This is a genomic window from Lactococcus muris (assembly GCF_042849115.1).
GTDB lineage: Bacteria > Bacillota > Bacilli > Lactobacillales > Streptococcaceae > Lactococcus > Lactococcus muris.
In genome coordinates this window covers 86,853-99,788 of record NZ_BAAFQO010000002.1, presented here as the reverse complement: position 1 = coordinate 99,788, position 12,936 = coordinate 86,853, and the positions used below count along the sequence as shown (strand labels likewise).

At 38.3% G+C, this 12,936-nt stretch carries 14 protein-coding genes; 4 read left to right on the top strand and 10 right to left on the bottom strand.

From position 1 onward, the window contains the following. Positions 1–31 precede the first annotated feature (31 nt). The 3 genes from ACGHCK_RS01670 to ACGHCK_RS01660 form a co-directional block, all read right to left on the bottom strand. Positions 32–781: a hypothetical protein gene (locus ACGHCK_RS01670; protein ID WP_202229403.1), complete on the bottom strand. Its 750-nt coding sequence runs from the start codon at positions 779–781 to the stop codon at positions 32–34. Further along, positions 759–1,664, bottom strand: coding sequence for an ABC transporter ATP-binding protein (locus ACGHCK_RS01665; RefSeq protein WP_251420511.1), 906 nt, complete (start codon positions 1,662–1,664; stop codon positions 759–761). The genes ACGHCK_RS01670 and ACGHCK_RS01665 overlap by 23 nt, the downstream gene beginning before the upstream one ends. 206 nt (positions 1,665–1,870) lie before the next feature. Beyond that, a complete protein-coding gene (locus ACGHCK_RS01660; RefSeq protein ID WP_251420509.1) occupies positions 1,871–2,206 on the bottom strand; it encodes a putative DNA-binding protein in 336 nt (111 codons plus the stop codon). A gap of 288 nt (positions 2,207–2,494) precedes the next feature. Here ACGHCK_RS01660 and ACGHCK_RS01655 point away from each other — a divergent pair, with 288 nt between their 5' ends. Together ACGHCK_RS01655 and ACGHCK_RS01650 are read left to right on the top strand one after the other, a co-directional pair. Beyond that, positions 2,495–3,199, top strand: coding sequence for a response regulator transcription factor (locus tag ACGHCK_RS01655; protein ID WP_202229399.1), 705 nt, complete (start codon positions 2,495–2,497; stop codon positions 3,197–3,199). After that, positions 3,162–4,742, top strand: coding sequence for a sensor histidine kinase (locus tag ACGHCK_RS01650; protein WP_271327949.1), 1,581 nt, complete (start codon positions 3,162–3,164; stop codon positions 4,740–4,742). Before ACGHCK_RS01655 ends, ACGHCK_RS01650 begins: the two co-directional genes overlap by 38 nt. A gap of 149 nt (positions 4,743–4,891) precedes the next feature. On the opposite strand, the gene ACGHCK_RS11450 is transcribed toward ACGHCK_RS01650, so the two are convergent. The 7 genes from ACGHCK_RS11450 to ACGHCK_RS01610 all read right to left on the bottom strand — a co-directional run bounded on the left by ACGHCK_RS11450 (position 4,892) and on the right by ACGHCK_RS01610 (position 10,118). Further along, the gene (locus ACGHCK_RS11450) at positions 4,892–5,599 is read right to left on the bottom strand and encodes a GntR family transcriptional regulator (RefSeq protein WP_202229395.1); all 708 of its coding nucleotides are present in this window, start codon (positions 5,597–5,599) and stop codon (positions 4,892–4,894) included. 90 nt (positions 5,600–5,689) lie between these two features. Then, positions 5,690–6,742 (bottom strand): BMP family lipoprotein, encoded by a 1,053-nt coding sequence (locus ACGHCK_RS01635; protein ID WP_202229393.1) that lies wholly within the window; start codon positions 6,740–6,742, stop codon positions 5,690–5,692. A 173-nt stretch (positions 6,743–6,915) separates the two neighbouring features. Beyond that, positions 6,916–7,308: a cytidine deaminase gene (locus ACGHCK_RS01630; RefSeq protein ID WP_202229391.1), complete on the bottom strand. Its 393-nt coding sequence runs from the start codon at positions 7,306–7,308 to the stop codon at positions 6,916–6,918. Continuing rightward, on the bottom strand, positions 7,295–7,957 hold the full coding sequence (gene deoC / locus ACGHCK_RS01625; protein WP_251420505.1) for a deoxyribose-phosphate aldolase: 663 nt from the start codon (positions 7,955–7,957) through the stop codon (positions 7,295–7,297). The genes ACGHCK_RS01630 and deoC overlap by 14 nt, the downstream gene beginning before the upstream one ends. 72 nt (positions 7,958–8,029) lie before the next feature. Next, the gene (locus tag ACGHCK_RS01620; RefSeq protein WP_271327950.1) at positions 8,030–8,224 is read right to left on the bottom strand and encodes a hypothetical protein; all 195 of its coding nucleotides are present in this window, start codon (positions 8,222–8,224) and stop codon (positions 8,030–8,032) included. After that, positions 8,224–9,516 (bottom strand): pyrimidine-nucleoside phosphorylase, encoded by a 1,293-nt coding sequence (locus ACGHCK_RS01615; protein ID WP_271327951.1) that lies wholly within the window; start codon positions 9,514–9,516, stop codon positions 8,224–8,226. The genes ACGHCK_RS01620 and ACGHCK_RS01615 overlap by 1 nt, the downstream gene beginning before the upstream one ends. Next, entirely contained in the window at positions 9,513–10,118 is a 606-nt protein-coding gene (locus ACGHCK_RS01610; protein ID WP_251420499.1) for a class I SAM-dependent methyltransferase, read from the bottom strand. Before ACGHCK_RS01610 ends, ACGHCK_RS01615 begins: the two co-directional genes overlap by 4 nt. Positions 10,119–10,302: 184 nt before the next feature. On the opposite strand from ACGHCK_RS01610, the gene coaA reads away from it, so the two are divergent. Both coaA and guaA read left to right on the top strand, forming a co-directional pair. Further along, positions 10,303–11,223, top strand: a complete 921-nt coding sequence (coaA, locus tag ACGHCK_RS01605; RefSeq protein ID WP_202229381.1) for a type I pantothenate kinase — start codon at positions 10,303–10,305, stop codon at positions 11,221–11,223. A gap of 116 nt (positions 11,224–11,339) precedes the next feature. Further along, a complete protein-coding gene (gene guaA, locus ACGHCK_RS01600) occupies positions 11,340–12,881 on the top strand; it encodes a glutamine-hydrolyzing GMP synthase (protein WP_202229379.1) in 1,542 nt (513 codons plus the stop codon). Positions 12,882–12,936: the final 55 nt, after the last annotated feature.

Below are 12,936 nucleotides of genomic sequence, written 5' to 3'. Positions count from 1 at the left end.
AATTCCAAGTACTTATTATAACACAAGTCATCTAATATTTCACGCGCAGTGGTCGTGCTAAGATAGCCACGAGTGATAAAAATATAATGCTAATGCAAAGAGCAACTGTCACAAAATTTACCTTATCCGGCGCATTTAAAACATCAATGGGTGAAAGCAGACTGAATGGCAACCATTGAGAAACGTCACTCAAGGTCTGTAAAATAGAGCTAAGAACCACAAGCACAAGTACAGAGACAACCGCCAGAAAAGTTTTTCTCGTCCAAACAACAAGGGCGCTGCCAAACACCGTCAGAGTGAGTAAAGCCAAAGTTTGAAGTACACTTGCCGAAAAAACTCTTCCAAAATCCATAGTTGGAAAGAAAACCCAGGTTACATAGGCTGCACTAGCAAGACCCATAAAGTTACTTAACACAGTCACAAAAAAAGCAAGAATAAATTTTGGCACTTGTAATATAAAGGAATTTCGTGCCACTGTCGAATAATAAAGCCCTAAAGAACTCTCTTTCTTTATCCTAAAGGTATCAGCAACAAAATAAATTAAAACAAACAAGCCAATTTGAGAAGTATTACTAAAATAAGATTCCATTAATGATTTCCAATTAGGATCTGGCATAAGAATAATCGTGCCATCTGTCCCACCAAAGGCTGATAAAAATTCCTTCATGTAATAAATTAAAACAGGCGAAGTAATACCGAAAAAGATAAACAAAAAGAAAAGAATTCCCAGACGACCACTGCGCCACCATATCTTTGTTTCAAGAAAAATTAATCTTTTCATTTTTCACCCCCATAATAGCCCGTTCAAAGGCCAGCTCCAAACTGTTACTTGTTGCCCGATAGACACTTATCTTTCCACCTATATCAGGGAAGACTTGTAAAAGCTTCTCAGTGTATTCGCTTTTAACCATCAATTTTCCAGTAATTTCAGGATAAAACTCAATATCATTCACTTGAAGAATATCCATCACTTCTTGCTTGACTTGTTCACTTTTGATTTCGAGCTCTGCAAAATCATCCATCTGACTGTTTTCAATAAATTGATGAAGCTTTCCTTGAAAAATTAATTGACCATGGTTCAAAACAAGAAGTCTGTCCGCAATATTCTCTATATCTGCAAGGAGATGACTTGAAACAACTACGGTTTTTTCCTGTGCTACTTCCATAATAAGTTGTAAAATTTCAATGCGACCAATAGGATCCAAGGCGCTTGTTGGTTCATCAAGAAAAATCAGTACCGGATCAAGCAAGAGAGCAACTGCTATACCCAAGCGCTGCTTCATCCCACGTGAATAGCCGCCGACCTTTTTACTGGGATAATCTACCAAACCTACCTTTTCAAGTGTTGTTTCAATTTGTTCTGCATTTTCTGGCTTCTCATGTAAAGCACAGCTTTGTTGGAGAACTTCTTTTGCTGTAAGATGGGCAGGAAATTCTGGTGTGTCTGGACAATAAGCTAAAGCCTGATTAGCTAACCTTATTTTTCCTTGACTGGCTTTATGCTGACCTAAAATAGCATGAATCAAGGTTGTTTTTCCAGCACCATTTGGACCAATCAAACCAATAATACCGGGATAAGCCTCAATGGAACAAGTAACATTTTTTAAAGCCTCAAAATTTCCAAACGAAACCGTCAGGTTTTCAATGTCGATGATTTTATTCATGTCTATCCCTTCCTAAAGTAAAATAAACTATTCCTCCTAAAGGTATAGAAATAATACAGATTAGTGCCCAGCCCCATTTAGGGAGGTGTTTCACTTTTGGACTCTTCAGAAGACTGTAAAAACAGACTCCGAAGTAGATTACTATCAACATAACAAGCGGTATAATAATACGTATATCCATTTTTCAAGCTCCTTTGCGTATTTCTTTAAAATTCATCTTCGTCAATTTTCTGGATTTCATGTAAAACCCCAGTTAAATGTTTATCAGAAGCATATTCTTCTAAAAGTTTATCAATGAGCTGATTTCGAACGACATAGTTGGAAAAGAGATGGAGTTTTTCTTCATAACCTTCCAAAACTTTTTCTGTGCGTTTAATGTTATCATAGACGGCTTGACGACTCACATCAAACTCTTCAGCAATCTCAGCCAAACTGTAATTATCTGCATAATACAGTTCAATATAATTCATCTGTTTGTCTGTCAAAAGAGTCGCATAAAACTCAAAAAGCGTATTCATACGGTTTGTTTTTTCGATTTCCATAACTTCCTGGCATTCTAAGAAAATGTCTGTTTTTTAACATTCATTTTCAAATTTATTCATAACATAAATTCCCTATCTTTTATAATTCTATCATAATTCTTGCTGTAATCATAAGTACACCTCTATAGATGTTAGGCTCTCTTTACAGATATAACTTATCCGGTCAAACACAAACTTCCAGTTCTAATGAACAACAGCTAGCTACGCGTTCATAAAAAAACAGTATCTGCACTTTAAATTAGATAATAATCAATGATTGTCATGCTACACATATGCTATAATAGAGAAATGAAAAAGATTCTAATTGCGGATGATGATCGTTCGATTTTAACCTTACTTTCTTACAACTTTCGGCAGAATGATTTTGAGGTTACAACTGTCAGCGGTGGAAAGCAAGCCTTAGAGAAAGCTAAGAAAAATCATTACGACCTTATCTTGCTGGATTTGATGATGCCTGAGCTTTCTGGTATTGAGGTGACGGAAATTTTACGTAAAAAACAGAATTTCACGCCTATTTTGATCCTCACCGCACGAGATGATGAGGAAATGAAACTGACAGGACTCAATTCGGGTTCTGATGAATATTTGGACAAGGCAACACCTCTAAAAGAGATAATCGTAAGGGCTAATGCGCTCATTCGTCGTCATCAATACTATAATCAGACTTTAGGAAATGAAAAAGTTTTGGAAAAATCCAAAGTAAAGTTCGATCGTCTAGAACTAGACTTTACAAAAAAAGTTTGTATATTTGATGGAAAGCCTTTAGATTTGACCAAGCGTGAATTCGAAATTTTGGAACTTTTGATTGATCGCTCGGGTGATGTTGTTTCACGTGAAGAATTGCTCCAACATTTTTGGGGAATATCTTCTGCTGCAGAAACACGGACTATTGACGTTTTGATCAGTAAGATTCGTAAAAAGTTAGACAATCAATTTATAAAAACAAAACGAGGATTTGGGTATTACTTCTCTGATGAAAAAAATAAAGCTTAAAAACATTGTAATTTCGACAGTTATTTATCTTGTTGCGACTGTAACTTTGCTCGTTTTTCTCAACATACAGATTCTAAAAACAGATACAAACCGTGTTTTACACGCGATTGAAACGACTAAAACATTCCTTTCAGAGCACCCTGATTCCGCTCTACCTAGCAAGTTCCAGTATTGGCCTGCAAGCACACGAAATGAGGAAACTAAAAAGATTGACGCGGGAGCTGAATATGCACAAGCCGTCACTCGTCACTCTATCGAAATCACCAGTCCAATACGTAAAGACGGTGTAATAACCGCATATCTCCATGCTGTTGATAGTCGTACCTCCCCTTGGTTCACTAATCTGATGGTGGGAGGTTTTGCTACACTCGTTTATCTTGCTTGTGCCTTCTATGTTTTTGTTCACGCCAGACGTAACTATCTCTTTACACAGGATATTGTTGCTAAAATAAAGAATATTGAACGTAGTCCTCTAACACAGAGCTATCTGATGAGTGAAAATGATGACAAAGTGACATCTGCTCTCAATTCTTTGGGCGAATATATTCAAAATCAGATTTTGTCGCACAGTGAAAAGAAAGAAAATATTTACGAATTTATTGAGCTCTTCCAGTTTCCCATCTTTATTTACAATGCCAAAGGCAAGATTCGTAAAACAAATGCTGCTTTTAAAAATGAATTTGCAGACACACACAATCTCGACATTTTCAGTCCTTATGCGGACTTCTTAACTTTCTTGGTGGATAAGATGCTTAATCCAACAACTCAGGAAAAGGATTTCTATTTCGAAAATATAAATGCCTATTATCAAGTCCGTATTTCACCGCTTCCTGATTTGGACAATCGCTTCTTAGTTACTCTACTTGATATTACAGCTTTTAAACGTACTCTTAATGCGCATAATGAACTTATTGCGAACGTCAGTCATGAGTTAAAAACACCGCTGACTTCAATCAAAGGCTTTGCTGAGTTGCTTAAAGACAACTCTCTTCCTGAAGCTGACCGGCAAGAATTTTCGAAGATTATCAGTAAGGAAAGTTCTCGCCTGATTGACTTAGTTCAGGATACTCTGCTTTTGACCAAACAAAACATTCACATTGAAAAGAAAAAAATTAATCTTACAGCCCTTGTCGAGGAGATTCTAAGCACCTCTCAACCGTTACTCGATGAAAAGCACTTGTTCCTCCAGACAAAAATTTCGAATATTTCCCAAGTGACAAATCGTCAAATGGTGCACAGTATTTTTGAAAATCTGATTGAAAATGCTATAAAATACACCGATGAGCATGGAAAGATATTTGTCGGTCTCCATAAAGATAAGAAGAAAGTTATTTTCACCGTAACTGATAATGGACCTGGTCTGACAGAAATTGAAAAGTCTAGAATCTTTGAGCGTTTCTATCGAGTGGATGAAAGCCGAACACAAGTGACAGGAACAGGACTTGGATTATCAATCGTTGATAAAAATGTAAGAGAGCTACAAGGACATATCGATGTGATTAGTGTTCCCGGTAAAGGAACAACTTTCACAGTTACCTTGTAAAAAAGCTTTATGAAAGTAAAACTGCTAAAAATTGACAACAAATTGTGAAAATAAAAAATGGAACCGCACACGCTTAAGTGGTTCCATTTTTATGTGCATAAATAAACTGAGATTTTGCATCAGCGACACTGAATAAAGGTTTTTTCACTCTATCTTTCAAGATAAAATTCAAAGCGATCACCAACATATTGCGACAATACATATTCAAAAGCGCAGCCATCTGATAAGTATGAAATCTGTGTCAATCCTAAAATAGCATCACCGGATTTTATTTTTAAATATTCAGCTACTTCTGTACTTACCTTTTTAGCTGAAATAATCTGCTGACTATGCTCAATCACATATCCTGCCTGGGTTAAAGTATTAAAAAAGTTAGAAGTGATACTTTTCTTTTCGAAAGGCTTCACCAAATCATAAGGAATACTTGCCACTTCGTAGCAAATAGGAACTTGATCTGCATAGCGGACACGCTCCATACGAATAATTGCCCTATCTTTAGTAATCTGTAGCTTTTCGCACTCAACTTCATTAGGTAATGTCTTGAGATAACTTAGAAGTTCTGTAGAAGGTGTTTTACCCTGAGCAGTGACAATCTCTGTAAATGAGGTTGTCCCGCGCATCTTTTCGCGAACTCGCCGACTCGCTACATAAGTACCGCTTCCAACACGGCGCTCCAAAATTCCTTCATCAACGAGTGAAGTCACTGCTTGCCGTGCTGTCATACGACTCACACCAAAACGTTCAGCCAAATCTCGTTCGCTCGGCAAGCGTTCTCCAATTTTCCAAACTGCTTTTTCAACCTCTTCTTTTATCGCATCATGAATCCTTACATAATTCGGAAGGTTACTTCTCTGCATGCTGTCTCCCTTTGCACCGTTTTTTACTTATTATATACCAATTTTAAATAAAAAACCAGCTACAATAGCTGGTTTACATAATTGGTATAATTATTTAGCTGGAACTGTTATTTCACCATCAATAATCTTTTGTTTGGCAGCTTCAACAGCTTTCCATGCTTCGTCTGAAGTATTGTTACGCGCAAGATCGACACCTGAGTTTTTCAAATCGTATTTAAGAATTTCGCCACCAGGGAACTTGTCATCTTTTACCTTGTTTGAGACGTCTTTGACGACATTTCCAACCTCTTTAAGTGTAGAAGCTAGGACAAAGTTAGATTCTTTACCGTCTTTTGATTTGAAGTTTCCGTCTGCTTCTTGGTCACGGTCAACACCGATTACCCAAACCTTATCGGCTTCGTTTTTTGTTTCATTAAGTACACGTGCTTCTGTAAATACACCTGTTCCTACACCACCTGCAGCTTGATAGATGATATCTGCACCGCTAGAGTACATAGCTGATGCGATTGTTTTACCTTTACCTGCATCGCTAAATGAACCAGCATATTGAACATCTACTTTGATGTTTGGATTGACAGACTTAACACCTTCTTGGAAACCAACTTCAAAGGCTGTGATGATGTCTGAGGCAACACCTCCGATGAAACCAACGTGATCTGTCTTGGTTGTTTTAGCTGCGGCAACACCAGCGAGATAAGCAGCTTCTTGGTCAGCAAATGTTGCAGAAACGACATTTTGCTGGTTTTCAATCACAGAGTCAATGATGGCAAACTTAGTATCTGGATTGTTTTTAGCAGCCTGTGAAGTTGCTTCTTGAAGACCAAAACCAATACCAAATATTAGGTTATAACCACCAGAAACTGCTGAGTTAAAGTTTGCTGTGTAGTCAGAAGCTGAGTTTGATTGGAAATAGTTGATGCCTTTACCTCTTGAAAGGTTATTTTCTTTCCCCCAAGCTTGCAAGCCTTCCCATGCTGATTGGTTGAATGAACGGTCATCAACACCACCAGTATCGGTAATCATCGCTACATTGAGATCTGTTTTTGCTTCACCACCTGAAGCTGCATCACGCCCACGACAACCAGCCAAAACTGCTACTGATGCAAGTGCCAAAGCACCAACTGCGAAAATACGTTTTTTCATAGAAACGTTTTCCTCCAAATTTTAAAATTTTTTTAAACTCTTACAAGATAAGAGATTTTATCTATAAGTTTATTTTAAGCTATTTTATATATTAATTCAAGCTAAAAACAAAAATGCGAAATTTATCCGCATCTTTGTTCGGAAATAGCAAATTTACAGGTAATTTTAGCTTATCATTCCAATTCTTGGAACGAATACGGCAATAATTCCCCAACAGTTGTTGCTTTCACTTCTTTTGACTTGGACAACAAATAAACAGGCATATCTGCATCACAAAATTCTGAAATCACTTGACGACATGCACCACAAGGACTGATGGGAGCGGCAGTTTCTCCATAAATATACAGACTTGAAAATTCCAAATGATCTTCGGATACGGCCTTAAAAATAGCTGTCCTCTCTGCGCAATTGCTTAAGCCAAAGCTCGCATTCTCAATGTTACAGCCTTGATAAACTTTACCATCCGTAGCTACCAACGCTGCACCTACAGGAAAATGTGAATAAGGGACATAAGCATGACTGCTTGCTTCACGTGCTGCTTCAATAAGTTCTTTAGTAGCTGGCATTGGCAGTTTCACCTTCCATGATTGCGACACCTGATGAGCATCCCAAACGGTTTGCTCCAGCTGCAATCATTGCTTTAGCATCTTCAAGATTGCGGATACCGCCTGAAGCTTTAACACCCATGTCAGGTCCAACCGTTTCACGCATCAATTTTACATCTTCAACTTTAGCACCGGCTGTTGAAAAGCCTGTTGATGTCTTAACAAAGTCAGCACCCGCACGTTGTGCTGCTTGACAAGCTTTGACTTTTTCTTCATCTGTCAAAAGACTTGTTTCGATAATAACTTTAAGGATACGGCCATCCTTAATGGCATTAACTGCTGCAATATCACTTTCCACTAAGTCCCATTTACCGTCTTTAGCTGCACCAATATTAATTACCATATCTACTTCGTCTGCGCCTTTTTTGATTGCATCTGCGGCTTCAAAGGCCTTGACTTCTGAAGTATTTGCTCCAAGAGGGAAACCGATGACTGTACATACTTTTGAAACTTCATCTTTGAGTTGTTCAGCAGCAAATGCTACCCAGGTTGGATTGATACAAACACTTGCGAATTTGTATTTTTTTGCTTCATCAACGATAGCTTGCACTTTTTCTTGTGTAGCATCAGCTTTGAGGATAGTGTGGTCAATGTATTGATTAATTTTCATTTTTAGGTCTTCTCCTAGTTATTATTTATAGTGCGGACTATAAAGTTCGCTTTAGTTGTGAACATTAAAATTTTATTTGGGCTTGCGACTTTTAAGGTACAGCATCCCAATCATCGTATAAACCGAGATAAAGATAAGAATAAAAAGGGCTATTTTGAGCAACGTATTCTGTGCCCAAAGATTCATTCCAATTGCCCCAAGTGCAGCACCTGCTATACTTTGTAGAGCTTTTATTTCGGTGGGAATAGGGGGAAGTTCATTTTTCATCAGCGAATAATTTCCAAAATTTCAGGTGCATGAACTTGCTGGTCAGAAATTTCGATATTGTTCTTAAACTCCGTAATCAATTCTGGTGTAATTTCACGATTACTATAAAGTGTGGCGATAAAATCACCCTTTTGGACGAAGTCACCCACTTTTTTAGCCAAATTAATACCTGCTTCAAAATCGATTGTATCTGCCTTGGTTGCTCGTCCTGCACCAAGCTTCATCGCAACAATACCGACACCCATTGCTTTTTCTTGCGTAATGTAGCCTTCACGCTCGGCATGGATTTCCACAGTATGTGCCACATTTAATTCTGCAGTCAAATGATTGAAGGCTGTTGCATCCCCGTGTTGTGCTTCACACATGGCAAGGAATTTGGCATAAGCTTTACCATTATCAAGATTTTCGATGATTTCTGGAACAGTTTTTTCTACACCTGCTAATCCAAGCATAATTTGAGCCAGTTCAGCGATAAAGCGACGGAATTCCGATGTTCCTTTACCATTTAGCGTATTCACGGCTTCCGTAATTTCATTACGATTACCTATGGCATATCCTAAAGGCTGGTTCATATTTGTTAGAACTGCCACTGTTTCACGACCAACAGCCTTTCCTAAGTCAACCATTGTACGCGCTAAAAGTCGGGCATCTTCGATATTCTTCATGAAAGCCCCGTCGCCAACAGTCACATCAAGCAAAATGGCATTTGAGCCCGAAGCAATTTTTTTAGACATGATAGAACTTGCAATTAATGGAATAATATCGACTGTGGCTGTCACATCTCGAAGGGCATAGAGGAGTTTGTCTGCTTTAACCAAATCATCAGATTGACCAATCACCGCGATTCCTGAATCTTTTACTTGGCTGATAAAGTCTTCTTCTGTTTTTTCAATTTCAAAACCTGGAATAGATTCTAACTTATCCAGCGTGCCCCCTGTATGTCCTAAACCACGGCCGGACATTTTAGCGACAGGGACATCAAAACTCGCCACTAAAGGGGCCAAAATAATCGTTACTTTATCACCTACACCACCAGTCGAATGTTTGTCTACCTTCACACCAGGGATGGCAGATAAATCAAATTCTTTACCTGACTTAACCATAGCCATGGTTAAGTTGGCTGTTTCCTCTGTCGTCATACCCTTAAAATAGATAGCCATTGCAAGTGCTGCCATCTGATAATCCGGAACTTCGCCAGTCGTATAACCAGAGATAAGCCAATCGATTTCAGCTTTCTCAAAGTGACCACCATCTCGTTTTTTTTGAATCAGGTCCACCATTCTGTAGGTCATAGTTTCTCCTTATAACTCCTTAAAATGTAATATCCTTTATCTTTCGCGACAATCTCACAGTTGCCAAAGACAACATTCATTTTCTTTTGCGCACTCGGCGCGCCCTGTTTTTTCTGAATCACGATTGTCAAATGACCATTATCATTTAAATGCATATAAGCATCAGATAAAATAGCATGTACCACTTCTTTTCCCGCACGAATAGGGGGATTTGAAATAATAGCATCAAAGCTTTGTTCAACATTATCATATATATTAGATAAAAAAATATTATCAACTTTTATATTGTTTTTATCTGCATTTTTCTTTGCTAAATCAAGAGCACGGCTATTTACATCTACAAGTGTGGCTTTCAAGCCATATTTTTTTGCTAAAGTTAAAGCCAGTGTGCCATAACCACAACCTACATCAAGCAAAGTCTTCGCTCCTTCGGGTTGAAAATTATCCAGCAACACACGTGAACCATAATCAATAGCGTTTTTAGAAAATACACCTGCATCAGTCAGAAAGTGTAGGGGAAGGCCCAAAAGTTCAACCGATAGCTCCTGCACGTCATGTGCTAAATCACGGTTGTCTTCATAATACATATTTGTTTTTACCATTACATTTTATTTTATCACAAAATATTTTATTTTTTCTCAGAAAACCTTTACAGATAGTAATCAAGGACTTAAAAACTCTTACTTTATAGCTAGAGTATTTTTTCATTTCATGCACTCTCTATAGCAAGCTAATCTGCTTTCTACAAATTTTTTAAACAAAAGGAAAATATGCTAAAATATCCTTATGAATAAATTCATTAATTACGATGAAATCTCACGAGAAACTTGGCAAAATTTATACCTGTCTTCCATAGTTCCCTTGACAAATAAGGAGCTGGATGCCATTCGTTCACTCAATGATGAAATTTCACTGCAAGACGTTATTGACGTCTATCTTCCATTAATACATTTGGTACGTTTATATAAAAAGAATATTGAAGATTTAAGTTTCTCCAAAGGATTGTTTTTACAAAAAATTGTTCAAACGCCCCCACTAATCATTGGGATTTCTGGATCTGTCGCTGTCGGAAAATCTACTGCTGCGCGTCTCGTTCAGCTCCTCCTTTCCCGTGAATTTAAAAAATTAAGCGTAGAGCTTGTGACAACAGACGGTTTTCTTTATCCTACAGCAATTTTAGAAGAGCGTAACATGTTAGACCGTAAAGGCTTCCCTGAAAGTTATGACATGGAACGCCTCTTAGACTTTCTCTATCGTGTAAAAAACAGTGAGCGATGCGAAATCCCCCTTTATTCACATGAAACTTATGACATCATCGAAGATAAAACCCAGATTATCGACCAGCCTGATATTTTGATTTTAGAGGGAATAAATGTTCTCCAAAATCCGCAGAGTGAACTTCTTTATGTCAGTGATTTTTATGACTTCTCTATTTATGTTGATGCTGATGAGGACTTGATTGAAAAATGGTACTTGGAACGGTTTGACAGCCTACTCAAACTTGCTGAAAATGATCCTCATAACTATTATCATCAGTTTACGAAAATGCCTTACGATGAAGTGATGCAGCTCGCGCGTCAAACATGGACAAATACTAATCTGCCTAACTTGCGCGACTATATCGAGCCGACACGTAACCGCGCCGAAGTCATCTTGCACAAAGCTGCCAACCATTACATTGATAAAATTTATTTGAAGAAATTTTGAAATAGCATAACAATAACTTACTCTTTAATTAAAATAACTGTCTTTTTGTGTCAAACGTTTTTATAATTAGCTCTTTTATGATAAAATATTTTAATATTAATTTTTAGGAGGCCCCCTTGTCTGATAAACAACTTGAAAAAATTATCGTTCTTGACTATGGTAGTCAGTATAACCAATTAATTTCTCGTCGCATTCGCGAGATAGGTGTTTTCTCGGAGCTGATGAGTCACAAAGTCACAGCTCAAGAAATCCGTGAAATAAACCCTGTGGGAATTATTCTTTCTGGGGGACCTAATTCTGTTTATGATGAGGGTTCATTTGATATCGATCCCGAAATTTTTGAACTCGGTTTACCTATCCTAGGCATCTGCTATGGCATGCAATTGATTAGTCACAAATTAGGTGGTAAAGTTGAAGGTGCCTCTGAACGAGAATATGGTGTTGCTCCCATTGAGTTAAAAGCTCCATCTAAGCTCTTTGCCAACACGCCTGACAAACAAGATGTGCTCATGAGTCATAGTGACCGTGTTGTTAAACTTCCAGAAGGCTTCCATGTTGTTGCAACTTCTCCAAACAGTCCATTTGCTGCCGTTGAAGATACTGAACGCAACATTTACGGCATTCAATTTCACCCTGAAGTACGTCACTCCGTATACGGAACAGACATGCTCCGTAACTTTGCCTTGAATATCTGTGGCGCCAAAGGTGATTGGTCAATGGAAAATTTCATTGACATGCAAGTCAAGAAAATCCGAGAACAAGTTGGTGATAAAAAAGTCTTGCTTGGTCTCTCTGGCGGTGTAGATTCTTCAGTTGTAGGAGTGCTCTTGCAGCGTGCAATAGGTGATCAATTGACCTCTATCTTCGTGGATCATGGTTTTCTCCGCAAAGGTGAAGGTGATCAAGTGATGAATATGTTGGGAGGCAAATTTGGCTTAAACATTATCCGTGTTAACGCTGAAGAACGTTTCATGAATAAGTTAGCTGGTGTTTCTGACCCAGAGAAAAAACGTAAAATCATCGGTAACGAATTTGTTTACGTCTTTGATGATGAAGCTTCTAAACTTAAAGATGTAAAATTCCTCGCTCAGGGTACACTCTATACGGATGTGATTGAGTCAGGAACAGATACAGCTCAAACAATCAAGTCACACCACAATGTTGGTGGCTTGCCAGAAGACATGCAGTTCGAATTGATTGAACCTTTAAACACACTCTTCAAAGATGAAGTACGTGCCCTTGGTACAGAACTTGGAATGCCTGATGAGATTGTATGGCGTCAACCTTTCCCAGGACCTGGTCTTGCCATTCGTGTTATGGGAGATTTGACACCTGAGAAGGTTGCGGTTGTCCGTGAATCTGATGCCATCCTCCGTGAAGAAATTGCTGCCGCTGGTTTAGACCGTGACGTATGGCAGTACTTCACTGTTAATACAGGTGTCCGTTCAGTTGGTGTCATGGGAGATAGCCGGACTTATGATTATACACTCGCCATCCGTGCTATCACTTCTATTGACGGTATGACAGCGGAGTTTGCGAAACTCCCTTGGGATGTTCTACAAAAGATTTCAGTACGTATAGTAAACGAGGTGAATCACGTTAACCGCGTTGTCTACGATATTACCTCCAAACCACCTGCAACTGTTGAGTGGGAATAATAGCAAGGAAAAATAGCTAGAATAGAAATTAAAAATCGCTTAACAGAGCGGTTTT

Coding starts and splice junctions, on each gene's coding strand:
- ACGHCK_RS01670 (WP_202229403.1), bottom strand. CDS start 781: ATGAAAAGATTAATTTTTCTTGAAACAAAGATATGGTGGCGCAGTGGT.
- ACGHCK_RS01665 (WP_251420511.1), bottom strand. CDS start 1,664: ATGAATAAAATCATCGACATTGAAAACCTGACGGTTTCGTTTGGAAAT.
- ACGHCK_RS01660 (WP_251420509.1), bottom strand. CDS start 2,206: ATGGAAATCGAAAAAACAAACCGTATGAATACGCTTTTTGAGTTTTAT.
- ACGHCK_RS01655 (WP_202229399.1), top strand. CDS start 2,495: ATGAAAAAGATTCTAATTGCGGATGATGATCGTTCGATTTTAACCTTA.
- ACGHCK_RS11450 (WP_202229395.1), bottom strand. CDS start 5,599: ATGCAGAGAAGTAACCTTCCGAATTATGTAAGGATTCATGATGCGATA.
- ACGHCK_RS01635 (WP_202229393.1), bottom strand. CDS start 6,742: ATGAAAAAACGTATTTTCGCAGTTGGTGCTTTGGCACTTGCATCAGTA.
- ACGHCK_RS01630 (WP_202229391.1), bottom strand. CDS start 7,308: ATGCCAGCTACTAAAGAACTTATTGAAGCAGCACGTGAAGCAAGCAGT.
- deoC (WP_251420505.1), bottom strand. CDS start 7,957: ATGAAAATTAATCAATACATTGACCACACTATCCTCAAAGCTGATGCT.
- ACGHCK_RS01620 (WP_271327950.1), bottom strand. CDS start 8,224: ATGAAAAATGAACTTCCCCCTATTCCCACCGAAATAAAAGCTCTACAA.
- ACGHCK_RS01615 (WP_271327951.1), bottom strand. CDS start 9,516: ATGACCTACAGAATGGTGGACCTGATTCAAAAAAAACGAGATGGTGGT.
- ACGHCK_RS01610 (WP_251420499.1), bottom strand. CDS start 10,118: ATGGTAAAAACAAATATGTATTATGAAGACAACCGTGATTTAGCACAT.
- coaA (WP_202229381.1), top strand. CDS start 10,303: ATGAATAAATTCATTAATTACGATGAAATCTCACGAGAAACTTGGCAA.